A 23,982-nucleotide genomic window follows, 5' to 3' on the forward strand; every position below is an offset into this window, starting at 1 on the left:
CATCTGATATTTAGTCTTTCAACCCTAAGGTAGAAGGAAGATTTTTCATTACGTCGCTCTCTTTAAATCTATAAGCCATAGTGCGTGCATCATTTGAAATTGCATCTACGAAAGCAATGTCATTTTCAAGTTCACAAATATGGAACAGAGAGGTTTCAACAAAATTTGCAATAGGAATGCGAAAGCCATTCACGGCCTGCTCGATATACTCCGAGGCAGTTGGAAAATCTGCAGACAAAACCACACATCCGCAAGCCATTGCTTCAAGATTTACTAGTGCTAGTGATTCATTGAACCAAGTTGGAAAAACAAAATAACGGTGAGATAAAAACAGGTCGCGGTTTTGTGAAACAGTGGTTGCAGAAACAAATTGTGTGCAATCCGACAAGTTAGCCTCCGCTATTGCGCTCTCAATTATTTGCCGGTCTGGGCCGACACCAGCGATAGTAAAATTAAAATCCGGATATACCGCGCGCAACTTTTGTGCTAATTCAATAAATAGTCGCCAGCCCTTACCTTCAACTAACCTAGACAGAAATAAAGCTGAACGAGGTCTGGATGATGCAACTATCAACTTTGATGCAAAATAATCATCATGAACACCGCCAGAATAAAAAACCCTGGCTCCTTCAGACCTTCCATTGCCGAATTCGTTGTCGAAAATCTGCTTGAAATGCTCGGATGGCACCACCACAATTTTTGCCGCCATAAATAGCCTCGAGAGTATTTTTTGTAAGAATTCACCTCGTCGAGTAACTGGCACCAGGTCGTGGCCATGAAAATTTAGAACTAGTCGTACCCTCCGCAACATCAGCGCAGGGATACATACAAGGAGCGAATGCAGAGGTTGATGTACATAAACGCAATCATACCCCCGCTTCAATATCTTTACGTTTGCCTGAATGGCAAATCTAACGTAATCTAGAAGCTTAAATAGATAATTATGATGCTTAGGTAATGAAACAATATCAGTCTCAATACCGGCTGCAACTAGACTTTCTGCACAGCGCTGTACGAATCGACCATAGGTTTTATCCCGCCTAGACGGGTACATATTTGTAATCAAGAGAACGCGGCGCGACATTTTCTGTAGACCAGGTAAAAAGTATCTATGGCAGCGCCGAAGAAGATTTTCGGGTTTCGTTTCCGCATCCCGATTATCAGCTTTATTCCAATATTTGTTGCGAAGGTATCAACTAGCTTAGATTTATCCGTTGCCTGTTCTGAATGGACACGATACTGAATCACTGGCGTATGGTCGACTACCAGATGATAACCCTCGCTCGAAGCTCTCAACCATAGATGATAATCTTCACTGAACTCAAGGTTCCCATAGCCGCCTAACTTCAGCAAAGCTTCACGCCGCATGAATGCAGTAGGGTGAATTGGACCGCAAGCTTTCATCAAACCACGATCAGCTATTTTGCGTTGTCCAGTTAAACCGCCTGCAGCATCAATGATTTCTGCGTCGGAAAAGATAAAATCAGCTCCCGTCTTAGTGGCAATTTCATGTTGTGTGCGAAATCGGTTTGGCAGGCAAATGTCGTCTGCATCGAATCGTGCAATATACTCGCCTCGAGCAAGCTCAATGCCTCTATTGAGGGCGTAAATTAACGATGGCATTTCAGTGACTTCGACACGGACTTTGTCGCTGATCTTCGCTCGTACCAATACATCGACGACCGCATGGCGATTAAAGCCATTAGCCACGACAATTAATTCGGCATCATCATCACTGATCGCAAGTTCGACACTACGGACAGCCTGAAGGAGGAAATGGTCAGGGCGGTGCGCTGCCATAACAACAGAGTACTTCATCATTATGATGACACCTGAAACCAATCTTGCGGAATCAGATGGTTTGAATCTAAAGCCTTCGAAACAAACCATGGGTCGGGAGCGATAACAATCTTCTCCGGATTCCGATTTAACCACGCCCCCCACCAGCTAAAACTACTATTTGCACAAATGTTGTGTTTGCAAAGTGACATAAGATGTATATCGGCCTCCGGCCTTGCATTGTTTCCCTCAACGAAGACTACTTCGTCGGGAATGCGTATATTTTCACGCACCCATTCCATATCGTCCGAGAAGACAAAAAAATTTGCCGGCCCGATTTTTGACCGGATGATATTGATAGCCCTTTCGTAATACCCTAGGCTGCAAACGCCATGTATGGAGAGATTATGTGTATTAGACACATAATCTCCACGTCGGATATGGATAGCGACACTATTAGATTCAATTGCATCGCTCGCATGTCGACTGTTTTGAGCTAGCAATGGATTGCTTGGTTGGAACTCTTCAAGCAATATACTGCGGATATTTAAGAAGTACTTCTCCGATTGAAAATAGCCATTTAAATAGACCGGAGCATGCAGCTTCATAAATGCTGGATCGAAGCCAAGACCAAGCTCCGAGTAAAAACGGGTCTTAATTCCAAGCTTTTGAGTGTATCTCGCTACTCTTGCCCCCCATCTTGGGAACTTCCTAAGTTCAACGCTGCTTGCGATACGAGCACTGATCTTCCATTGTTGTAACCCATAATCTCTTAACGAATAATGTTTAAACGCGCTTAGGTCCAGGATCAAGTCGCTGCCGGTTCGCTTTGCCAATGCAAGTGCAGATGCATATTGGAACATTTGGTTGCCTAGGCCACCAATCAAACGGACTACAATCACCTCTTCATTCCCCCGTTCGCAAATTAACCGTCAATAATCGTTTCAAGGCATGGTTTTTCCATGTCAAAGCAAATACACAGATCATCGACAATGCCCCAATGCCGACGAGTATCTCGAACGCCTCGATATAGGATTTAGGTGTTAGAGGGAAAAACCAGCTAATCGGAGCGACGATAACTACGATTAAAACCGCCCATCCCCAACGAGAATAATCAATTTCAATTGACAAATCTCGCCGCATTCTCTCACCCATCGCAAGGAACATTACTACTGCCGCCAGGGGCAGTGCAACTAGAGATTGCTCTAACGACCAGTTGGCTACAGCGGCCATAACAAGTGACACTGTCAGAAATGCAGCACCTAGAGCATACGGAAGTACCAAAATGTTCATGCGGCGTTTTACCTGTGCACCACTACCGAGCACATTAGCCAACACTCGACAACATTCAACCAAGGCTCCCAAATAAACAAACTTGTAAACGCCACCGTAGGACGAGGCTACCAACAGCATAAGTAAAGCGGGTGCTGAACTTAGTGTGACAGCGACTAGAATCAAATATGCTGGGCCGATTGAATTCAGAAGGTCGGAAAACGCCTTGCCACCATCTGTATGAGACACGCCCGAAATTCTTCGGTAATAGAGTGGAAACAAATACTGCATCACTAAGGACTCGCACAGACCCCAGATTTGGTTTGCCAAACCAAAACCAACTGCGACAAATCCTAATGCAGAAAGTCCCCAATAGTGTTCGAGCAACAGCCTGTAGCCAGATAACTGAGCCCACATAAACCCGGTTGCTATCGCTAACGGCAAACAATAATCACGAATCGCGTCGGCAGTAAGGAGTGGCCAACTCCCGCGTTTAGTCATGGCCAGTGTACGGTGCAAAATGTTGCCGGCACCAAGCGCCCCTATTGCCGCTCCAACGGCTTGGCCTGCAAACCATGCCAATCCACTGTGCCAAATCGTAGTCAGTCCCCACGAAAGGCCAAGACTGCAACATACTGTTACTGTCGACCAAAATACCGAGGTTCCCCTTGCGCCGATCATATTGAGCAAAGAAATCCATGTTGAATTCCAGGTGATCGCAACCACCATGAAAGCAATTAGGATCATTCGTAAAATGCATTCTGATCGTGATAACGATTGCGAGAGAGACCAAGCACCAACGGTTAACGCGCCAATAAGCGCCACCAAGAACACATAACCGTGAAAACGTTGCAACCGTGCGAGCAAAGTGCCCTCATCCGCCCATTCATGTGTGTGCCGATTAATATATTGGCCAACAGGATTGACAAGAAATAGTCCACAAAAAGCTTGAAAGGTGGCTAGCACGGCGAATATGCCGTATTGATCAGGGTTAAGTAAAGATGTTGCGAAGCGTATAGAAGCAAGTGCAATAATCACACTGACGAGGCGTCCGCCGATCAGATAAAAAAAATCACTACGCACAACCGAGATCCTGCTCTATTGTTTTTACGACAGTCTCGGCAAAAGCTTGTGAACTAAAGCGGTACGCAGCACTACTATTAAGAAAATTAGCAATACTTTGCTGGTAACACCGGAATGTATCTTCTGACATTGAATTAATATACTCATATACCGCTGCCGTATCAGAGAATTCACGGCGGTCAATAAAACAATTTTTCGGAATATAATCAGTAATGTTATTAGCCCCCCAATAAACCGGCACGCACCCAGAAAAAAAGCAATCAAAAATCTTTTCAGTAATATAGCCGGGCAAATCCCTAACATTTTCGTAGCAAATAGCAAAACGAGTTCTAAGCAGAACTTCCCGCTTATGCTCCACCTTCCCACAGTAACTCGGAAATGGTGTCAAACCAACAAATCGCGATATGTAACGCCAAGCTTTCTTACTAAGTCTACCTATTACACCTGGCGCCGCTGCAGGCATATTCCATTCCGTCCCGTAAAGTCGAAAATCAGAGGGCGCATTCTTCTCAAACCATCTAATAACTCGTACACGTTCGCTATAAAGCTCACGTTCGTCCCAAAGATTCACTGCCTTGTTTCCGGCAATCATGCAACAAAGGTTATCGCGCTTAGCGAAACCATCCACATCAGGCAACATGATCGGATTCGGGAAATCCAATTTAATAAATTTCACCCCGTCAATCAGTGAATCGTTCCAGGTAAAAATTTTCCTATACCTGTTCCAATTATTGGGATCGTAATTCTCTGGCTTGATGCAATGAGTCTCAAACATCAGCAAATAATTTATGGGTGATGCCGATAATAACTGAACGTCTTGATGAATTTCAAAGGCAACTGGCTGATCACAAACTGTGTCGGCTGTGTCAATCATATAATTGATCGTAGCCAAGGCCTCCTTCAATTTCACATAAGGCTCAAAACAGTTGTCTCGGTTATTTGGATTGGAAAGATCAAAAATCAAATTCTTCGTTAATCCGCCGGCGCGTAAAAATGCATGTTTCATGCAACTTCCTTTTTACTCTCGAATGAGTGTACGAAGGTCGTTGCATCTTCCTCATCTAATTGCCACCATTCTGAGTCCAATAACTTTGTTCGCTGCGACTCATCGAATCGGAATTTAATTATCCTTGCGGGAACACCGGCGACTATTGCAAAAGGTGGGACATCATGTGTTACAACCGCGTTTGCAGCAACGACTGCTCCCACTCCGATGCGAACCCCTCGTAACACTACTGCATCCACTCCAATCCAAACATCGCTCCCAATTTCGCATTCACCTGATGTCAAGACGGACCATGGATTTACATAAAAACGTGACGAAGTTGATACTCGGTCCAACTGATGTTCACCTTGACCAATTGACACGTTATTTGCAATTGATACGTATCTTCCGATTTTCGCGGCAGTAATGCACGAATAGCAACCAACATATGTGTATGATCCTATTTCGCTTGTTCGATCAATTCGGCTTCCAGTCTGAACTTCGATATTTGAACCTTGGATTGCTTCGGAGGCGACATGAAGCGAATAAATGCGACATGACTTCGTTATCCAAGCTCTAGCGATGCCAGCCAAGTTAAAGAGTTTTCCTACCATGCCTGACACTCAATTGCACTAAAGCTCGTTAAGGACACGTCTAGCACATGGTGGGTCCTATTAAGAGAAACCACACGTGAACTTATGACAGATCGCTCTTGCACTGTTTCACTCCACGGATACAGCAATTTTGTAGCCATGATGCTTAAGTAATGCATGCTGCTTCGCCTTAGCCAAATCCGCAGCAACCATTTCTTTCACCATTTGATTTAAGGTGATTTCTGGCGTCCATCCCAATTTCTGCTTTGCTTTTACAGGATCTCCAAGCAACGTCTCAACCTCAGTTGGGCGGAAGTAACGTGGATCGATCTTAACTATCACGTCACCTACTTTCACTCCGGGCAGTTCATTTCCGGACAACGCTGCCACAACTCCTTGTTCGCTCACGCCGGAACCTTGCCACTGTAAAGTAATTCCCAGTTCGGCGGCCGTCATTTCAATAAACTGACGAACGCTGTATTGCACACCCGTCGCAATTACAAAATCATCGGGATTTTCCTGTTGAAGCATCAACCACTGCATACGCACATAGTCCTTGGCGTGCCCCCAGTCCCGTAGAGCATCCATGTTGCCCATGTAAAGACAGCTTTCTAGTCCTTGACTAATATTGGCAAGGCCGCGGGTGATTTTACGTGTTACGAATGTTTCGCCTCTACGAGGACTTTCGTGATTGAATAGAATGCCGTTGCAAGCATAAATGCCGTATGCTTCGCGATAGTTCACGGTGATCCAATATGCATACATCTTTGCAACGGCATAAGGGCTACGAGGGTAAAACGGAGTAGTCTCCTTTTGCGGAACTTCCTGAACCAAACCGTATAGCTCAGATGTCGAGGCCTGATAGAAGCGAGTTTTCTTTTCCAATCCAAGAATGCGAATGGCTTCTAGAAGACGTAACGTGCCAATACCATCAACATCAGCTGTATATTCGGGGCTTTCAAAACTCACTGCCACATGGCTTTGTGCACCCAAGTTATAAATTTCGTCAGGCTGTGTTTCCTGCACTATGCGGATTAAATTACTAGTATCAGTGAGGTCACCATAATGAAGCCGGAAATTGGCGTTTTGAATATGAGGGTCTTGGTAGATGTGATCAACACGTTCCGTGTTAAAAAGACTGGCACGGCGCTTAATACCATGAACGATGTAGCCTTTTTCGAGTAGAAATTCAGCAAGATACGAACCGTCCTGGCCAGTAATACCTGTGATGAGGGCAACTTTTTGTGTAGTCATAAATTTGAGCGTCAAGTATTCTCTTTTTACTTGCGCAGCGAGAGTCCATTAATCAAAAAATCTTCATAAGCTCGGGTCAAACCCTCATCCAGGCTTATTTTTGCCTCCCAGCCAAGTGAGTTTAGAAGCGAGCTATCCATAAGTTTGCGCGGCGCCCCATCGGGTTTGCTAGTATCGAACTCGATTTTTCCGTGGTATTCGACAACCTTTCCTACTGCCTCAGCTAGTTCACGAATTGTTATGTCCTCACCAAATCCAACGTTGACATGGCTTTGCATTGGCTTAGTATGCGCACCGTAGATAGCCTTATCAAGGTTCATAATATGAACGCAGGCATCGGCCATATCGTCAACATAGAGAAATTCGCGACGCGGCGTACCGCTCCCCCAAATCGTAACGGCGGGGCTATTCGCAACCTTTGCCTCGTGAAAGCGCCGGATAAGTGCGGGAATTACATGGCTGTTTTCTGGATGGTAGTTATCGTTCGGGCCATATAAGTTAGTCGGCATGACACTCCGGTAATCAACGTCGTGGCTTTGACCATATTGACGGTTATAACTTTCACATAGCTTGATACCGGCGATTTTTGCTACTGCATATGGCTCATTAGTTTCTTCGAGCTCCCCTGTGAGAAGAGCATTTTCAGTCATGGGCTGTGCAGCCAATTTGGGGTAAATACAGCTTGAACCAAGAAACAGAAGCTGCCTCACTCCTACACGCCAAGCTTCGTGGATGACGTTCGCTTCTATCATTAGATTTTGATAGATAAACTCGGCCGGATATGTGTTATTCGCATGAATTCCGCCAACCTTAGCAGCTGCCAAATACACTTGGTCCGGCTTTTCAATTTCAAAGAAGGTTCGGACAGCCGCCTGATTAGACAAATCCAGTTCAGCATGAGTACGTGTAACAATGTTGGTCTGCCCCCGCAGTTGCAGGGCGCGAATAATGGCAGAGCCAACCATCCCCTGATGACCTGCAACATACGTTTTGTAGTGAGTATTCATGGCTGTTTTATTATTGGACGCGCCCATAGGTATCCTCAAATCGAACAATATCGTCCTCACCTAGATAACTACCGGACTGTACTTCTATCATTTCAAGGTCGGTTTTGCCAGGATTGTGTAAACGATGCACTTCCCCAATAGGGATGTATGTAGACTGATTTTCAGAAAGTAGATAGGTACTATTTCCACACGTGACTTCTGCGGTACCTTTAACGACAATCCAATGCTCAGCGCGATGATAGTGTTTTTGCAAACTCAGGCTGGCCCCTGGTTTAACAGCAATTCGTTTCACCTGGAACCGCTCACCCATGTCGATACTGTCGTACCATCCCCAAGGACGCGCGACTTTTCGATGCAAGGTCGCCTGTGGGCTTTGGCGGGTTTCCAATTCAGTTACAACGTGCTTGACATCCTCTGCATGCGTGCGAGCTGCCACAAGTAATGCGTCTGCCGTATCAATAATCAGCAACTCCTCCGTGCCTAACGCAACAACTGGGCGATATGGGGCATGAATAAAAGTTCGGCGAGCTTGCACAGCCAACCCATGCCCCTCGATTCGATTGCCATCGCCATCTGGCTCAACTAATTCAGCAACCGCATTCCAACTTCCGACGTCGCTCCAAGCTCCATTGAAAGGCACGACAACTAAATTAGGATGATGTTCCATCACCGCGTAGTCGATACTTTGAGAACGGCATGTTGTAAACGCACTTTTTTCCGGACGAACAAATATCCTTGATCCATGTTCATCCTTAGTTGCAGATGCCATGGCCTTCTGACAATTTTGGAGAATGTCCGGTGCATATTCTTGCAATGCTTGAATTAGGGTGTCAGCGCGAGTCAAAAAAATGCCTGCATTCCAAAGAACTTTACCCTGAAGAATCAGCGCTTGTGCTTTTTCAGTATTAGGCTTTTCAATAAACCGGACAACCTTGTAACCGCCTCCATCTTCATTAGCCTTGTCGCACTCTATGTAGCCATAAGCCGTACTAGGGAAACTAGGCATCACACCAAACGTGACGATCGCCCCAGATTCGGCAGCTCTCCTGCCTTGCTCAATTACCCGTAGAAAAGCGTTTGTATCAGGAATATGGTGATCAGCAGGACAAAAGAGCAATAACTCATCCGCTTTTGCCTGTAGAGCTGCCAGCGCCATTGCAGCGGCAGTATTACGCGCGACGGGTTCAAGAATGATTTTTTCGCCTGCGTTAGCAGCTTGCATGGCTTCCGCCACCAGAAACCGATGATCCTCGGCTGCGATGCAAATTAATTTCGAAGCGGCAACCTCATTAATTTTTCCAAGCCGCTCAAGAGTCAGATGTAGCAGGCTCTTATTGTCAATAAGGGATACAAACTGCTTTGGAAAGCTTTTTCGGGAAAGTGGCCACAGGCGAGTACCGGATCCACCACAGAGAATGATTGGAATAATCATGGCTTTATATTTTTGATTACGATTCCGATTGAATCTGCCAACGCCAAGTACTGGCGCACATGTCCGCGAGGTTTCGCTTTGCGTACCACTGCAATTGCTCAGCAGCTTTATCGGCCATAGCAAAGCACATTGCAATATCCCCTGGACGCCGTTGAGTAATTTGATAAGCTACGTTTTTCCCGCTCGCGGCTTCAAAAGCACGCACCATTTCCAAGACGCTCGTTCCGCGGCCTGTACCTAGATTTATCGCATGCCACCCTTTTTGATGCTTTAAGAAATCCAGGGCAGCCGAATGGCCTTCGGCCAAGTCCATTACATGGATATAGTCACGAATACCGGTTCCATCAGGCGTTGGATAGTCGTTGCCAAACACATGTAGGCACGGAAGTTTTCCGATGGCCACTTGTGCCAGATACGGCATCAAGTTATTGGGGATACCACAGGGATCTTCGCCAATCAATCCAGATTCATGAGCGCCTACTGGATTGAAATAACGCAGGCATACAATACGCCAACTTGAATCCGATCTGGCGACATCGGCAAGCACTTCCTCAATATGCAGTTTGCTACGGCCATAAGGATTAGTGACACTTGTAGGATGATTTTCGTCAATAGGCACATATTGTGGATTGCCATAAACGGTGGCACTTGAACTAAAGACCAATGTTTTTACACCACATGAATCCATGCCCTGCAACAGGCTAATAGTACCCTGTACATTATTGGCATAGTAATCAATAGGTTTTACTACTGACTCCCCCACCGCCTTAAGGCCCGCGAAATGAATAACTGCATCGATGGAATATTGTTGAAGTGTCCTGCAAACCACATCAGTGTCGCGCACGTCACCTTTTACAATCGGGACAGACTTGCCGGAGATCCTTTGCAATCGAAGTATGACATCGGGCTGGCTGTTACAAAAATTGTCGATCACCACAACAGTATGCCCCTCGCTCATTAACGCAAGAGCAGTATGACTACCGATGTAACCGGCGCCCCCAGTAAGCAAAATATTCATGAGGCTGACCTCCCCTGAATAGTTTTCCAGGCCAGAGATAATTCTTGCCACCGTTGACTATTTTTTGGGTCACGGCGAGAGCGTCTATAACCTTCACATATAAATGCAAACATAACGCCAAGTGCACTACCACCAAATAAACCAGCAAGTGTGATCATTGCGCGTTTCGGTTTTGATTTTTTTTCCGCTGGAACTGCCTTATCTAGTAATTGAATTATTGATGAATCCTTCGCTTCCTCGATCTTCGCAAGCTCATATTGCTTAGCCAGAAGTTCGAAGATTGTTTCGTAATATTTGACGTCACGAAGCTTGCGCACGTACTCGATTCCAGCTTCGGGGATTCGTCCAGTGGATAGCATGAAGTCTCCGTCTTTTGACGGCCGATTCTTTTCCAGCTTGAGCAACTGTGCCTGCAGTCCACGCAGCTCTTCCTGTGTACGCAGCAGCTCGGGATTCTGCGCCGTAGCAAAGGTACGCATAGCGTTTAGCTGGACCTCCTTCGCTGCGATCGTGCCTTTGAGTTGCGCGACACTTGAGATAATCGCTTGTACCTGCCCTTCCGGCTGGATCATTCCGGTTTTTTCTTGCGTAGTACGAAGCGCCACCTCGGCATTAGCCAGTTGTTCTTTTGCGTCTTTTAACTGCCGCTCGAAAAAAAGGCGCCGTTGCGATGCCTCTGAAATTGCCATTGTCTGCGTGAGCTTGGTTAGTTCATCGACATAGGCGTTCGCCAAGTCCGCCGCAAACTTAGGATCTTGATCACTTGCAATAATCGAGATCAATCCATCTTTTTTACCATTTTCAATCTGAATCGACCGAGTCAAAGCCTGACGCGCGTCATCCATGGTTTTACTTTGATACCGTTCTTTCAGTTTAAAACGTGCGATAAGGCTATCGGCCACTGTGCGACTTTCCAGTATGCCAACATAAAGATCGCTCGGATTCTTTATGCCCGTAGCACCGCCGATCGCACCCGCCAATCCTCCCAGCTGTCCCAGCATCGCAGCCATTCCAGATGATTGTTGTTGCGGTGGCATAATTTTTGCCGTGCTCGTAAAAATTGGAGTCATCGCCAGTGAGGCTGCCAGTGCTATCGCCCCTCCCATAACTGGCAAGCCGAACACCAGTTTTTTGTGACGACCTAACGCAATCAGTACATCAACGAGATGAATGTCGCTTTCCCCCTCATACACTGGCACCTGATTAGGCATTTTATGTGCGACTTGCTCAGACATCATTTACTTCCACATAAGCTCCCGATATTGGGTATGAAAATCGATCACGTTAGTTTTTCAACACTTTGAGCCCAGCCGCGCCCAATCCAAACTGATAAAGAATAGTCGTCCATTCCTTCACGCTCTGCGTCCATGAGTTGCGATCGATTTTTTCCGGCACGACGACGGCATCACCCGGATTGACACGTGCGCCGCCCAATCCACCGAACCATCCGCTACTGTGCGAGCTTTGCGCAGTACCGTCGGCGTGCAGCAGATAAATCTCCGAGGTGTCCGCGGTTGCCGTCGGGCCGCCTGCAAGGCCGAGGTAGTCGTTGACGATGCGTTGCGGTTTGAAGATGAATGCGCTTTGCTGGAATACCGCGCCCATGACATCGACGGTGCCCGGCTTGCGCGGAACGTAGATAGCGTCGTCGCCCTGCAGTTCGAGGTCCGGCAGATTTTTCACCTGTGCGTCAGCATCGGACAGTTCGAGTACGATCCGCCCTTCCGCTTTGATGGAGCGCATTTTCTGTGCGAGCTGGCGTTGCCGCTCAAGCTCGGCGTTGACAGCTGCGATATTCTCTTTGTCAGTGGTGCCGGCTAGGCGCTGCTTGGCGTTTGATTCGATGTCCCGCTCGAAGCGGTCGGCCACTTCGTTGAGCTTTGCCTGCTGAGCGCGACGTACGCTCTCACGCGTGAGCTGCATCGCATAGAGATAGCCATCTTCGGTGATGCCGCCTAAGCGGGCGATCAGTGCGCGCAGGGTCTCGCCTTTTCGCAGCTGGAATACGCCGCTTTGCTTGATTTCCCCCGATACACGCACATACTCGTTGCGAACCTGTGCCTGGACAGGGACAGCGCCGGGCGAAAACACGCGCAGCACGTCAGCCGGTTGCAGTGGTATACCTGCTAGCCGGCTGCCGGCATTGCTGTTGTCAGCAATTAGGTCGGCGATGACCTGGTAATTGTTATTAACGTTTTTTTCGACCACGACTTGCTTTGATTCGGTTGCGGAGTCAAAGCCACCTGCCCATGCCATCAGGTCGGCAAGCGAAGACTGGCCTTTCAATTCGAAGATACTAGGCCTCTTCACATTGCCGGTCAACGCAACCAGCGGGCCGACTTCGGGGATATAAACCACGTCGCCGTCCTGTAGCGGCACGTCACGGCTTTTGTCGCCCTTGACCAGCATGTCATAGACGTCGAAGGTCGTGATCGTTGCGTCGCCACGCTTGACCTGAATATTGCGCATCGAACCAGAGGCATCCGGCCCACCAGAGGTAAACAGTGCGTTGAGAAGCGTGCTCATCGCATTGAGCGTATAGGTTCCCGGGCGGGCTGCATGCCCGACTACGTAAACCTGCACGGAGCGCGCCTGCGAAATGCTGGCAGTCAGTTCAAAGTTACTGAAGTTCTTACCGATCGCTTTTTTGAGGTGGCCTTGTAAATCGCGGTACTTCACGCCGGCGACTCGCACGGAGCCCACGCGTGGAATGTAGATTGCACCACTGCGGTCGACAGTAGCGCTCAGGTCAATGTCGACCATACCCCAACCGCGAATCTGCAGCTCGTCGCCCGGGCCGACTATATAGTCGGCATTCACCGGCACACCATTGAGCGATGTGAAATTGCTGGGCGCATCGACGAACAAGTCCGTGCCGAAAATCTCCAGCGACGTTCCCGCCACCTTTTCGACAAAAATTGCGAAGGTCGATTTTTCTCGTTTGGGCAAGGGATATGGCGGCATTCCTTGCTGCACTCGCATCTCACCGTTCACACGAGCATCTGCCCCAGTATTCGAGATGCGCGGGAGACCGGTTGTGCCGGCTGCAATGGTCGGTCCCTGACTCGCGTTAGCGGAAGCTGCCGTGGCTTGGTTGCTCATATCCTGAGGCCAATTCGACGGTGTTGCTGCTAGCGCCACGTCCGCCAAAAAGATCAGACCGCCTGCCAGCAGTGATACTGCGAAATATGAGTTTCTCATTCGTGATTCTTAAAATATTCAATAAATTTCGAGTAATCCGGGGAAGTTCAGTAGGTTTTTTGCCATGACACGCCGACTTCGCCCGGCCCGGCATTAAACGAAACTACCGATTTGCTATTGTCATGCTGTGCATTCCATAGCCAAGAGCCGGTCGCATAACCCAGAATGCCGCCGGCAGCCACATCCGAAAACCAGTGTTTTCTCGCTGCGACCCGGCCCATCGAACCAACGGCTGCCACACCGTATAGCCACTGTGCGTCGTATTCTTTTGCAAAGGGCGTCACCGCTGCGAATGCGATACTCGCATGATTGGATGGAAAGGATGCGTCGGAGCGCGTCGTAGCACGCGTCCACTGCCCGCGCTCTTCTTCCGGGCGGGCCCGGCCGACAACGTACTTGGTTCCGATGCTGGCACCGGCCGCTACTAGCGCTGACTGGAGCGAAACAACGCCTGTGTTCTGCATGCGCTCGTCGCCGAATGCCAGCGCCATGCCAGCAGCACCGACCGCCGCAAGTGGAACAGTTTTGCCGAACGTATCGAGGCCGCGACTCAGGCGCGAGCCGATATGGTCCTTTGCAATGCGGGCGATCGCCTTATCGCCAAGGGACGCTACCGCGAGTGCGCCGGCAGCGAGCCCGATGCCTTTCAATGCATCCGGAGCCGATGGCAGCGCCGAAGAGGAGCTTTCCAACCGCTGCCGCATCGCCGGCCACGGATTGTCCAATTTGTGTTCCGGCGGATTAACCGCCGGGTGGTTCTGTTCATCCGCACGCTCGGCGAAATTGCCCAAGCCGTCGATGGTTGTCATGTCGCGGCGCGGATTTTCCATTAGCTCGTACAAGTCGCCCGGAGACGCCACCATCTGGCCAACGTCGCGCGTCCAGGGAGAGATGGCGAAACCGGCACTCGCCTGCGTATCGCTGGTGAGCATGGTGCCCAACGGGATCGAGATGAATACGCCTTTGTCGTGGTATGGCGCCTCCGGCTTACCAGGTGACGTAATGTCGTTGCCATTAGTACGGGTGAACCATGCCCCCACCTCGATGCCGGACAAGAAGCGACGCTTGAACTCGCCTCGCACGCCGACATCCTTCGCCAGAAACCGGCCTGCCCGTGCGGTCGCAGTGATGCCATATGGCAGGCGATAGTGCACGGCGCCGAGCGCAGTGACCGTTTTGTAATCACGCTTGCCGAGCCAGCCTTTGAAGTCGCGCTGCTGCAACGCATCCATCGTCAGATCAAATGCCCAGCGGCTGTCCTTCGGCAGATAGAGAACCTGGCCACCGACGCCGCGATACATTTCTTCGTAGACACCACTGGACACGCGGACATACCAACGCTCGGCAGGTGTGGCATATTTGTTGAGCAGCAAGCGATACAGCTTGATGCGGCTGGCGCGCTTGTAGTCCGCCACGTCGGTGCGTACATGAGGTAACAGGCTGTTGGACGGCTGCGTTACATCGCTGACGTTCTCAGAAATTTTCAGGCCTAGGGCGCTGTTGAGATACAACCCTTCGCCCAGGCGCTTGTCATAATTGGAGGAGGCCACCAGTTCATAACGCAACGCGCCGCTCGGATCGTTAAAGAAGAAGCCCAGTTTGGGCACAATTTTGAAGCGGTTTGCTTCGCGGTCTTCCGACGCCAGTTGTACGACTTCGCCGTCACGACCGACAATGACATCCAGCCCGGCAGTATCCTTTATGCCGACCAGCATGCCTTCCTGGTCGGCATGGATCATGTCACCCTGGTTCGGGTAACGCACCAGCACCGTTTCAAGAAATGCCTCGCGCGGAATGCGGCCCGCCAGATAGTCGCTTAATTTTTCCAGATCAAAAAACTCGTAGGTCGCGACCGGCTGCTCGAGCTTGGTGTAGGTGACGTGAATGTTGCTAATATCCACAGGCGCAAACGCCAACGCGACACGCGTGGCGCGACCAACGGCGCGACCGAGATTGGAAATGCGACTGTTGGTGAGCGTCAGGTTCAGCGTATGGCCTTGCAGCTGAATCCGGATGTTCTTGAAGTCTTGCTTGGCGAGCGCTTCCACCAACGCAGCACCATACGCCGGGTCATGCTGCCATTCCTCTATCGAAGGGCGCCGATGATCGCCTTTCTCCTGGTAGTAGGATGGCTCGTGAATCTTGGGGACGAACTCCCGCTCGGAGAACGGAATGCTGACGAAAGCGTTGAGGCTGGAATTATCTTGGTGCCGTGCCGCCTGAACACCCAACCATCCCCAGCGGTATTCGACACCGACCGACGGTCCCTTGCGGCGCTGCCCGGCAAACGTTTCAGCGGCCCGAAAGTCCTTGGGATAGTTATTTGCGTCGTATTCCGCCACGAGGGACCAGCGCGGTAAATTCTCGGGCGTCCAGCGCATACCTGCAAAAAGACCCTCCGGTCTTAGCCGCCCGTAACCGACACTTGCCTCCAGATTCCTGCTACTGCCGAATGTCTTTGTCGCTACTGCGTATTGCCCTTTGAATAATTCTGTGCCCTGCAAATCAGTTGCGCCGAGCGCTACGGACGGCAGCCAGATGGTTTCATCCCACAGCTTGAGCTTGGCATCGATCACCTTGTCCTTATAACGGCCATAACCGCTGCCGTAGGCGTTCGGATCGTTGGTAAAGCCTGGGATGCCCGTTATTGAGACGTAGCGACCGGTTACCTGCAGAAAGGGAAGAATCGTTGATGTAGCCCACAAGGCGCCATACGGACTGTCGTATCCATAGCCAATGCTGAACGTGCCATCGGCTTCAACCGAGGCGCTGGGCATGTTGATATACCCGGACTGGCCCTGAATGGTCGGGGTCGCGCCAAATGCTTGCGCGCCGCCGATCGCAAGGCAACCATACCAAGCACATTTAATGGATTTTCGCAGCACTGATAACAAATCCGACAACCCTGAAATAGCTATCAGATCAATTCCACCCAATGGCAACCCAATAGCGTGGAATGTAGCGAAATCTGAACAGCAAAGACTCGATCAAGAAGGTGCACACCCCTGCTCCTTCGCACCGTCCTGCACCTGCCCTTGCCACACCAACGCGCTGTACGCAAAGATACGACAATGACAACAAATGGAAGCAGGTATTGATAATTATCAATAGTCCGCTAGTTTAGCACTGTTGCATTTGGAAAATAAGTGGTTCGCGGCATAATTGATACGCACGCAAGGTATTGTTTCTTAATAACTTTCGAGTAATTAATTACCCGGAAAAGTTACCCAAAATATGGGATGGACAAATGATCAAATGCACTGGCAGATCTGTGCATTTTTCAAACGGAGGTTTTTCAGGGACCTGACAAGGTTGGATTATTCGGTCGGAATGGTCTCGCCACCAACCCTATATTCGTTGGAGATTGAAACGGAAGATGGTATCCACTCATCGGACGCCCGTTTAGCCATACCCAGCACAGCAGAAAAATTAAGGGAGATCATACAACAAGACTTCAGCGTATTTTCCACGAGATACATTAATTATCTTTTCACCAACAATCTTCAGCGCATCGCCTAAGCGCAATATCATTGACATAAACACTGCCACGCGCCACGTGCATATATGGACGCCGCTTGGGCGAAACAGATATTTCCACACCTTCGGTTCCGCCAAACAAACCGGCATACAGCCTCGCATCCTGATGCACCACAACTGAACCAGCTTGTCCGTCGGGGCCTGCGATCAGACACAGACGGCCGCGTTTCTGCGTCTCGTCGAAGTGCTTTTCCTCATAGCTTGGCGTAAGACCAAACCGGTCTGGCTCGATCCAAATTTGCAAGAAATGCGCGGCGCTGTCTTGCGTAGGGTTGTACTCGGAATGCAGGACGCCGGTGCCTGCGCTCATGCGTTGCACATCACCGGGACGAATCACACTGCTGTTACCCATGCTATCCCTGTGAGCCAGTTCGCCGTCGAGCACGTAGCTAATGATCTCCATATTGCGATGACCGTGAGTACCAAAACCGGAACCCGGCGCGATGCGATCCTCATTGATCACGCGTTGTGGGCCGAATTCCATGTACTTCGGGTCGTAGTAGTCGGCGAAGGAAAAGCTGTGCCAGGAATCCAGCCAACCGTGATTGGCATACCCCCGTGCGTCACTTCTACGTATCTCGACCATTTTGCGCCTTCACGTCAATGCAATCATTTCGATTTGTTCCACTGTTTAAAGTTTTCCAATCATCCGCAACAGACGAGAGTGACGAAGCGCACGGCGAGTACCGGATGTAGCGGGTATCGCTGGAGGTTGTCGAGGAGGTATGCGCAATGGCTGACCTATCCCCGCATCAGCATGAGGAATCAAGCGAACAGCTCGGCCTGTGAAAGCGGAAGTCCCGCCTTATCTTTGGCCGATACGACTGGCTCGCCGTCGATAGGCCACTCTATGCCGATCGTCACGTCATTCCATGCAATACACCGCTCATGCTCTGGAGCGTAATAATCAGTCGTTTTATACAAAAAGTCTGCGCTGTCACTGATAACGACGAATCCGTGCGCAAAACCCGGAGGAACATATAACTGACGGCAATTATCTTCGCTTAGCGTGACACCAACCCACTGACCGAAAGTCGGCGAAGACTTTCGGATATCCACTGCCACATCAAACACTGCCCCCTTCACCACTCGCACAAGCTTGCCTTGTGGCTGACGAATCTGGTAATGCAATCCGCGCAACACCCCTTGTACGGAACGCGAGTGATTGTCCTGAACAAAGTCAACCTCCAAGCCGGTCACTTGACTAAACGCTTGCCGATTGTAGCTTTCAAAGAAAAAGCCGCGGCTGTCTCCGAAAACCCTGGGCTCTATAATAAGGACTTCCGGCAGACGTGTTGAAGTAATTTTCACGACGACACTTCCTCTTTCAAGATCCTGAGCAGGTACTCGCCATAACCGTTCTTGGTGAGCGGCTGCGCCAGCGCGTGCAGTTGTTCGGCGTCGATAAAGCCTTTGCGATAAGCGATTTCCTCAGGACAGGCGACTTTCAATCCCTGGCGATTTTCAATGGTTGCGATAAAGTTGCTGGCTTCGATCAGACTTGCGTGCGTACCGGTGTCCAACCATGCATACCCTCGCCCCATCATCTCGACCAAGAGTTGGGCACGTTCCAAATAGATACGATTGACATCGGTGATCTCCAATTCGCCGCGCGCAGATGGCTTAAGATCAGCAGCAATATCAATCACCTGCGCGTCGTAAAAATACAAGCCAGTGACTGCATAATTTGATTTCGGCTGCCTCGGCTTTTCTTCCAGCGAAATAGCGCGCCCCTGCTCATCGAACCCCACCACGCCGTAACGCTCTGGGTCGTTGACATGGTAGGCAAACACGGTCGCGCCGTCACGCTTGTTTGTCGCTCGTTCAAGCATGGGCTGCAAATCATGGCCATAAAAAATATTGTCGCCCAATACTAGCGCCGACGATGCGTTGCCAATAAAGTCCTTGCCAATGATAAAAGCCTGCGCCAGCCCATCGGGCTTCGGCTGTACCGCATACTGCAAATTCATGCCCCATTCTCTACCGTCCCGCAGCAATTGCTCGAATCGGGGCAGGTCTTGCGGCGTGGAGATGATCAGAATGTCACGAATACCTGCCAGCATCAATGTACTGAGCGGGTAGTAGATCATCGGCTTGTCATAGATGGGCAGCAGTTGCTTGGAGACTGCCTTGGTTACCGGGTAGAGCCGCGTTCCGGATCCTCCGGCGAGGATAATACCTTTGCGTAGAGTCATTATTGTTTTTCCAGGATTTCAGTAAGCATGCGCGCTACGCCGCTTTGCCAAGGCGGCATTTGCAAATTGAAGGTGGACTGCAGTTTGTTCGTATCCAGCCGGGAGTTATGTGGCCGACGCGCCGGTGTAGGAAAGGCGGTGGTTGCCACTGGCACGAGATTATCAGGAGTGACCTTGAGATTAACTCCCGCATTACAGGCAAAATCCAGCACGAATCTCGCATATCCGTACCAAGATGTCTCCCCTGATGCTACCAAGTGATAGAGGCCGGAAACCTGCGGATGAAGCTGCGCTATCCGAATCGCATGTGCTGTTATGTCGGCAATTAGGTCGGCACCAGTAGGTGCCCCGACCTGATCATTGATTACAGTGAGGCGTTCTCTCTCGCTGGCCAGCCGCAGCATGGTTTTTGCAAAATTTCCTCCACGTGCGGCATACACCCAACTCGTCCGGAAAATCAAATGATTGCAGCCCGATTGCTGTATCGCCTGTTCGCCTTCCCGCTTAGTCGCACCGTATATGCTGAGCGGTCCGGCAACGTCGTCTTCCCGCCATGGTTTTTCGCCGCTGCCGTCGAATACATAGTCTGTTGAATAATGAACCAGCCAGGCGCCGATCGCCTTGGCCTCTTGCGCCAATACCTCAGGCGCAAGGGCGTTGATGGCACGCACCAATTCAGGTTCGCTTTCAGCCTTGTCGACGGCAGTATGGGCAGCTGCATTAACAATGACGCCGGGCCTAATTTGGCGAACGGTAGCGGCCAACTCTTGCAACTTCGTGAAATCGCCGCACACATCGCCGCTTGTGACGTCCAGTGCAATCACGTCTCCCAAGACGGCAAGGCTACGCTGCAGTTCCCAGCCAACCTGCCCACTTTTGCCAAACAGGAGAATTTTCACTGCGTTCTCCCAGCATAATTTTTTTCCATCCACTCGCGATAAACGCCGGACTGGACATGGTCCACCCAAGCTTGATTGTCGAGATACCATTGCACCGTTTTTCGGATTCCGGTTTCAAATGTCTCTGCCGGTTTCCAGCCGAGCTCGCGCTCAAGTTTCCGAGCGTCAATGGCATAGCGACGATCATGACCCGGACGGTCCTGCACGTACTTTATTTGCTCGCGATAGGACTTGCCGTCCGTTCGTGGGCGCAGCTCATCCAAGAGAGCGCATATCGTATTAACGATATCAATGTTTGCTTTTTCGTTCCAGCCGCCAACGTTATAGGTTTCCCCAACCTTACCGGCTTCCAGTACACGGCGAATGGCACTGCAGTGATCCCTCACATAGAGCCAATCACGGATTTGGCGGCCGTCGCCATATACTGGCAAAGCTTTACCGGCTAGGGCATTGACGATCATGAGCGGGATGAGTTTTTCGGGAAAGTGGTAAGGCCCGTAGTTATTGGAGCAATTAGTCGTTAGCACCGGAAAGTGGTACGTATGGTGGTATGCCCGTACCAGATGGTCACTGGCAGCCTTGCTGGCCGAATACGGACTGTTAGGCTGATAACGACTTGTTTCAGTAAAGGCAGGGTCAGAGCTTGTCAGTGATCCATACACTTCATCGGTGGACACATGCAGAAAGCGAAATGCCTGCTTTTTGCCCGGATCGAGCCCATCCCAGTAAGCGCGCGCGGCTTCGAGCAAGTGAAAGGTGCCGACAATATTAGTCTGAATAAAAGCTTCGGGGCCGTGAATGGAGCGGTCCACGTGAGATTCGGCAGCAAAATTGATGATGGCACGAGGCGTGTACCGAGCCAAAAGGTTTTCCACCAAACTTAGCTCGCCAATATCGCCTTTGACAAAGATATGCCGGTCGTCACCCCGCAGGGATGCCAAATTCTCCATATTGCCGGCATATGTAAGCGTATCGAGATTGATAACCGGCTCATCGGAATGAGTAAACCAGTCCAAGACAAAATTCGAGCCAATGAAGCCCGCCCCTCCTGTAACGAGAATCATTTTCCACCCTTAATTTCTATTAACCGAGCCTAGCAGGCTTTACAGTATCAGCTATCCATAAATTGAATTTGATATGAAGGCTCACCCTTTCTTTTTGATATTTATGTGATTGCAAATTTGAAAGAGAATGAACCGTCAGATAAATTCTATTGTCTCGACTTGAGTTGCAGTATAAAGCTTCCTTCTCATCATTTTCCGCTCATCGACAACAGTCGTGATTTTGGGCAAAGTTTCTGAAAACGACATGACCTCATCGTATATCGGCCGCTTTGCGCCCTCCCCTTCCGGCCCGCTGCACAAAGGATCTCTGGTCGCCGCGCTGGCCAGCTATCTTGATGCGAAAGCACATGACGGCAGATGGCTGGTGCGCATCGAGGATATCGACGAGGCGCGTACCGTGCCGGGGGCGGCCGACGCCATCCTGCAGTGTCTTGGCGCGTTCGGCATGCGGTGGGACGGCGAAGTGGTGTGGCAAAGCCGGCGCAAGCCCTTGTACGAGGCGGCATTTGCGCGCCTGGGTTCGCACACCTATGCGTGCGGCTGCACGCGGCGCGAGATCGCGGACTCGCGCATCGGCGTGGCCAGCGATGGCGCGGCGGTATATCCCGGCACCTGCCGGCCGGGCCTGGCCGCGGGGAAGACGGCGCGCGCCTGGCGGCTGCGCGTGCCGGAGCATGCCAGCGCCTGGGTAGCATTCGAGGATCGCTGGATGGGAACGGTCACGCAAAACCTGGCGAGCGAGGTCGGCGACTTCGTGCTCAGGCGAGCCGACGGCTTCTGGGCATATCAGCTGGCGGTGGTAGTCGACGATGCGGAGCAAGGCGTCACCGACGTCGTGCGCGGCGCGGACTTGCTGGACTCGACGCCGCGCCAGATTTACCTGCAGCGCCTGCTTGGATTGCCGACGCCGCGCTACCTGCATGTGCCGGTGGTGACCAATGCCGAAGGAGAAAAACTGTCGAAGCAGACCGGGGCGCAGACGCTCGATCCGGGCAAGCCGCTGGAGGAGCTGATCGCGGCGGCGCGGTTTCTGCAGTTACCGGTTGAGGGAGTGCGTTCGCAGGAGGCGTTCTGGCGGGAAGCGATCGCGGGATGGGCGCGGCGGTTTAAGTGACCAGCCTCTCTCCCGCCAGCGGGAGAGGCAGTTCTTTTTCGAGTGACGTTTTTACCGCTTCGGCATCCCGCCAAGCAGCGCCGCCACCTTGGCCTTTTGCTTGGTTGCGCCCGGTTGCGAGGCGTCCTCGCGTGCCTCGTCCGACGCGCTCTGCGGCGCCGGCTCGTACGGCTTCAGGAACCACGGGTCGACCTTTTCCTTGCGCGGCGCGTAGCCGCTGCGTCCGTACGACGAACGCACCGCACCCTGACGCTCTTCGCTGCCGCCTTCATGGCGCGGACGGCGATCGGCCGAACGCGGCGGCACGAAGCCGGAGAGCTGCAGGCGTGAAATGGTGTGCTTGATCAGCTTTTCGATGTCGGCGAGCTGCCGCGCATCCTTGTCGGTAAACAGCGAGATCGCGTCACCCGAGGCGCCGGCACGGCCGGTACGCCCGATGCGGTGCACGTAGTCCTCGGCGTTGTATGGCAAGTCGAAATTGATCACGCAAGGCAGTTCGGCGATGTCCAGGCCGCGCGCAGCCACGTCGGTCGCGACCAGCACTTCGATGCCGCCCTGCTTGAAGGCTTCGAGCGCGGCCATGCGTTCGGCCTGGGTCTTGTCGCCGTGGATCGCTGCTGCCTTGACGCCTTCCTTTTCCAGATGGCGCGACAGGCGCGAAGCGCCGATCTTGGTATTCGAGAAAACGATTACCTGCTTCAGGCCGCGTTCGCGGATGATATGCGCCACCGCGTCGCGCTTGGCCTCTTCCTCGACCTTGTACAGCACCTGCGTGACATTGTCGGCGGTGGCGTTGCTGCGCGCGACTTCGATCGTCACCGGGTTCTTCAGGAAGCTGTTCGCCAGCTTCTTGATCTCCGGCGAGAAGGTCGCGGAGAACATCAGGTTCTGGCGCTCTTTCGGCAGCAGGTTGATGATGCGCTGCAGGTCAGGCAAGAAGCCCATGTCAAGCATGCGGTCCGCCTCGTCCATCACCAGGATCTGCGTCTGCGACAGGTTCACGGTCTTTTGCTGCACGTGGTCGAGCAAGCGGCCCGGGGTGGCAATCACGATTTCCACACCAGCACGCAAGGCGGCGGTTTGCGGCGCCATGTCGACGCCGCCAAACACCACGACGGAGCGCAGCGGCGTGTGACGCGAATAGGCCTTCACGTTATCCGCCACCTGGTCAGCCAGCTCCCGCGTCGGCGTCAGGATCAGCGCACGCACCGGATGGCGCGCAGGAGAGGCGCTGGTACTCGCATGCGCGAGCAGCAACTGAATGATGGGCAAGGAAAAACCGGCGGTCTTTCCTGTGCCGGTTTGCGCCGCGCCCATGACGTCGCGGCCTTGCAGGACAACGGGGATCGCCTCGGCCTGGATCGGCGTGGGATGTACATAACCTTGGTCGGCGAGCGCGCGCAAAATATCGGCGGACAGTCCGAAGTCTTCGAAGCGGACAGCCGGTGCGCCGGTTTGCGGGGTTGCTAACGGGGTGTGGGACATAGGTGATTTCAATAAGCCTGCTACCAGGCTGTCAGTAAGCGCGACGTCAATGAACTGTGCCGAA

The 23,982-nt window shown here is 51.3% G+C and carries 19 protein-coding genes and 1 pseudogene; 1 reads left to right on the forward strand and 19 read right to left on the reverse strand.

Annotation, left to right across the window (positions count from 1 at the left end):
* Positions 1 to 10: 10 nt before the first annotated feature.
* The 18 genes and pseudogenes from TSA66_RS26390 to rfbB all read right to left on the reverse strand — a co-directional run bounded on the left by TSA66_RS26390 (position 11) and on the right by rfbB (position 21,319).
* Entirely contained in the window at positions 11 to 1,084 is a 1,074-nt protein-coding gene (locus TSA66_RS26390; protein WP_084199111.1) for a glycosyltransferase family 4 protein, read from the reverse strand.
* Positions 1,063 to 1,821 (reverse strand): glycosyltransferase, encoded by a 759-nt coding sequence (locus tag TSA66_RS20810; RefSeq protein WP_040038474.1) that lies wholly within the window; start codon positions 1,819 to 1,821, stop codon positions 1,063 to 1,065. Before TSA66_RS20810 ends, TSA66_RS26390 begins: the two co-directional genes overlap by 22 nt.
* A complete protein-coding gene (locus TSA66_RS20815) occupies positions 1,821 to 2,681 on the reverse strand; it encodes an alpha-1,2-fucosyltransferase (protein WP_040038475.1) in 861 nt (286 codons plus the stop codon). The genes TSA66_RS20810 and TSA66_RS20815 overlap by 1 nt, the downstream gene beginning before the upstream one ends.
* A gap of 4 nt (positions 2,682 to 2,685) precedes the next feature.
* A complete protein-coding gene (locus tag TSA66_RS27140) occupies positions 2,686 to 4,134 on the reverse strand; it encodes a lipopolysaccharide biosynthesis protein (protein ID WP_157691523.1) in 1,449 nt (482 codons plus the stop codon).
* Positions 4,127 to 5,140 carry a glycosyltransferase family 10 domain-containing protein gene (locus TSA66_RS20825; protein ID WP_040038477.1) on the reverse strand — a complete coding sequence of 338 codons (1,014 nt, stop codon included), beginning with the start codon at positions 5,138 to 5,140 and terminating at the stop codon, positions 4,127 to 4,129. The genes TSA66_RS27140 and TSA66_RS20825 overlap by 8 nt, the downstream gene beginning before the upstream one ends.
* A complete protein-coding gene (locus TSA66_RS28075) occupies positions 5,137 to 5,733 on the reverse strand; it encodes an LbetaH domain-containing protein (protein WP_084199115.1) in 597 nt (198 codons plus the stop codon). The genes TSA66_RS20825 and TSA66_RS28075 overlap by 4 nt, the downstream gene beginning before the upstream one ends.
* Before the next feature lie 108 nt (positions 5,734 to 5,841).
* Positions 5,842 to 6,966 (reverse strand): GDP-mannose 4,6-dehydratase, encoded by a 1,125-nt coding sequence (gmd, locus tag TSA66_RS20830; protein WP_040038478.1) that lies wholly within the window; start codon positions 6,964 to 6,966, stop codon positions 5,842 to 5,844.
* 26 nt (positions 6,967 to 6,992) lie between these two features.
* On the reverse strand, positions 6,993 to 7,973 hold the full coding sequence (fcl, locus tag TSA66_RS20835; RefSeq protein WP_040038506.1) for a GDP-L-fucose synthase: 981 nt from the start codon (positions 7,971 to 7,973) through the stop codon (positions 6,993 to 6,995).
* Between the two features lie 10 nt (positions 7,974 to 7,983).
* Positions 7,984 to 9,405 carry a mannose-1-phosphate guanylyltransferase/mannose-6-phosphate isomerase gene (locus tag TSA66_RS20840; protein WP_040038479.1) on the reverse strand — a complete coding sequence of 474 codons (1,422 nt, stop codon included), beginning with the start codon at positions 9,403 to 9,405 and terminating at the stop codon, positions 7,984 to 7,986.
* A 16-nt stretch (positions 9,406 to 9,421) separates the two neighbouring features.
* Entirely contained in the window at positions 9,422 to 10,423 is a 1,002-nt protein-coding gene (gene galE, locus TSA66_RS20845; protein WP_040038480.1) for a UDP-glucose 4-epimerase GalE, read from the reverse strand.
* Positions 10,420 to 11,661 carry a GumC family protein gene (locus TSA66_RS20850; protein WP_198358639.1) on the reverse strand — a complete coding sequence of 414 codons (1,242 nt, stop codon included), beginning with the start codon at positions 11,659 to 11,661 and terminating at the stop codon, positions 10,420 to 10,422. The genes galE and TSA66_RS20850 overlap by 4 nt, the downstream gene beginning before the upstream one ends.
* Positions 11,662 to 11,707: 46 nt before the next feature.
* The gene (locus TSA66_RS20855) at positions 11,708 to 13,564 is read right to left on the reverse strand and encodes an SLBB domain-containing protein (protein ID WP_198358641.1); all 1,857 of its coding nucleotides are present in this window, start codon (positions 13,562 to 13,564) and stop codon (positions 11,708 to 11,710) included.
* A gap of 107 nt (positions 13,565 to 13,671) precedes the next feature.
* Positions 13,672 to 16,509: a YjbH domain-containing protein gene (locus TSA66_RS20860; protein WP_232429354.1), complete on the reverse strand. Its 2,838-nt coding sequence runs from the start codon at positions 16,507 to 16,509 to the stop codon at positions 13,672 to 13,674.
* Positions 16,510 to 17,053: 544 nt separating this feature from the next.
* A pseudogene (locus TSA66_RS20865) lies at positions 17,054 to 17,747 on the reverse strand (pirin family protein).
* 179 nt (positions 17,748 to 17,926) lie between these two features.
* The gene (rfbC, locus tag TSA66_RS20870; RefSeq protein WP_040038481.1) at positions 17,927 to 18,472 is read right to left on the reverse strand and encodes a dTDP-4-dehydrorhamnose 3,5-epimerase; all 546 of its coding nucleotides are present in this window, start codon (positions 18,470 to 18,472) and stop codon (positions 17,927 to 17,929) included.
* The gene (gene rfbA / locus TSA66_RS20875) at positions 18,469 to 19,356 is read right to left on the reverse strand and encodes a glucose-1-phosphate thymidylyltransferase RfbA (RefSeq protein WP_040038482.1); all 888 of its coding nucleotides are present in this window, start codon (positions 19,354 to 19,356) and stop codon (positions 18,469 to 18,471) included. The genes rfbC and rfbA overlap by 4 nt, the downstream gene beginning before the upstream one ends.
* Positions 19,356 to 20,255 carry a dTDP-4-dehydrorhamnose reductase gene (gene rfbD / locus TSA66_RS20880; RefSeq protein ID WP_040038483.1) on the reverse strand — a complete coding sequence of 300 codons (900 nt, stop codon included), beginning with the start codon at positions 20,253 to 20,255 and terminating at the stop codon, positions 19,356 to 19,358. Before rfbD ends, rfbA begins: the two co-directional genes overlap by 1 nt.
* Entirely contained in the window at positions 20,252 to 21,319 is a 1,068-nt protein-coding gene (gene rfbB / locus TSA66_RS20885; protein WP_040038484.1) for a dTDP-glucose 4,6-dehydratase, read from the reverse strand. The genes rfbD and rfbB overlap by 4 nt, the downstream gene beginning before the upstream one ends.
* Positions 21,320 to 21,563: 244 nt before the next feature.
* On the opposite strand from rfbB, the gene gluQRS reads away from it, so the two are divergent.
* A complete protein-coding gene (gluQRS, locus tag TSA66_RS20890) occupies positions 21,564 to 22,433 on the forward strand; it encodes a tRNA glutamyl-Q(34) synthetase GluQRS (protein ID WP_040038485.1) in 870 nt (289 codons plus the stop codon).
* Between the two features lie 51 nt (positions 22,434 to 22,484).
* On the opposite strand, the gene TSA66_RS20895 is transcribed toward gluQRS, so the two are convergent.
* Positions 22,485 to 23,918 (reverse strand): DEAD/DEAH box helicase, encoded by a 1,434-nt coding sequence (locus tag TSA66_RS20895; protein WP_040038486.1) that lies wholly within the window; start codon positions 23,916 to 23,918, stop codon positions 22,485 to 22,487.
* Positions 23,919 to 23,982: the final 64 nt, after the last annotated feature.

This window comes from Noviherbaspirillum autotrophicum (genome assembly GCF_000818395.1).
GTDB lineage: Bacteria > Pseudomonadota > Gammaproteobacteria > Burkholderiales > Burkholderiaceae_D > Noviherbaspirillum > Noviherbaspirillum autotrophicum.

What these genes read in the sequence shown, in the direction of transcription:
- TSA66_RS26390 (WP_084199111.1), bottom strand. Translation starts at nt 1,084, where the DNA reads ATGTCGCGCCGCGTTCTCTTGATTACAAATATGTACCCGTCTAGGCGG.
- TSA66_RS20810 (WP_040038474.1), bottom strand. Translation starts at nt 1,821, where the DNA reads ATGATGAAGTACTCTGTTGTTATGGCAGCGCACCGCCCTGACCATTTC.
- TSA66_RS20825 (WP_040038477.1), bottom strand. Translation starts at nt 5,140, where the DNA reads ATGAAACATGCATTTTTACGCGCCGGCGGATTAACGAAGAATTTGATT.
- TSA66_RS28075 (WP_084199115.1), bottom strand. Translation starts at nt 5,733, where the DNA reads ATGGTAGGAAAACTCTTTAACTTGGCTGGCATCGCTAGAGCTTGGATA.
- gmd (WP_040038478.1), bottom strand. Translation starts at nt 6,966, where the DNA reads ATGACTACACAAAAAGTTGCCCTCATCACAGGTATTACTGGCCAGGAC.
- fcl (WP_040038506.1), bottom strand. Translation starts at nt 7,973, where the DNA reads ATGAATACTCACTACAAAACGTATGTTGCAGGTCATCAGGGGATGGTT.
- TSA66_RS20840 (WP_040038479.1), bottom strand. Translation starts at nt 9,405, where the DNA reads ATGATTATTCCAATCATTCTCTGTGGTGGATCCGGTACTCGCCTGTGG.
- galE (WP_040038480.1), bottom strand. Translation starts at nt 10,423, where the DNA reads ATGAATATTTTGCTTACTGGGGGCGCCGGTTACATCGGTAGTCATACT.
- TSA66_RS20850 (WP_198358639.1), bottom strand. Translation starts at nt 11,661, where the DNA reads ATGATGTCTGAGCAAGTCGCACATAAAATGCCTAATCAGGTGCCAGTG.
- rfbA (WP_040038482.1), bottom strand. Translation starts at nt 19,356, where the DNA reads ATGACTCTACGCAAAGGTATTATCCTCGCCGGAGGATCCGGAACGCGG.
- rfbB (WP_040038484.1), bottom strand. Translation starts at nt 21,319, where the DNA reads ATGATTCTCGTTACAGGAGGGGCGGGCTTCATTGGCTCGAATTTTGTC.
- gluQRS (WP_040038485.1), top strand. Translation starts at nt 21,564, where the DNA reads ATGACCTCATCGTATATCGGCCGCTTTGCGCCCTCCCCTTCCGGCCCG.
- TSA66_RS20895 (WP_040038486.1), bottom strand. Translation starts at nt 23,918, where the DNA reads ATGTCCCACACCCCGTTAGCAACCCCGCAAACCGGCGCACCGGCTGTC.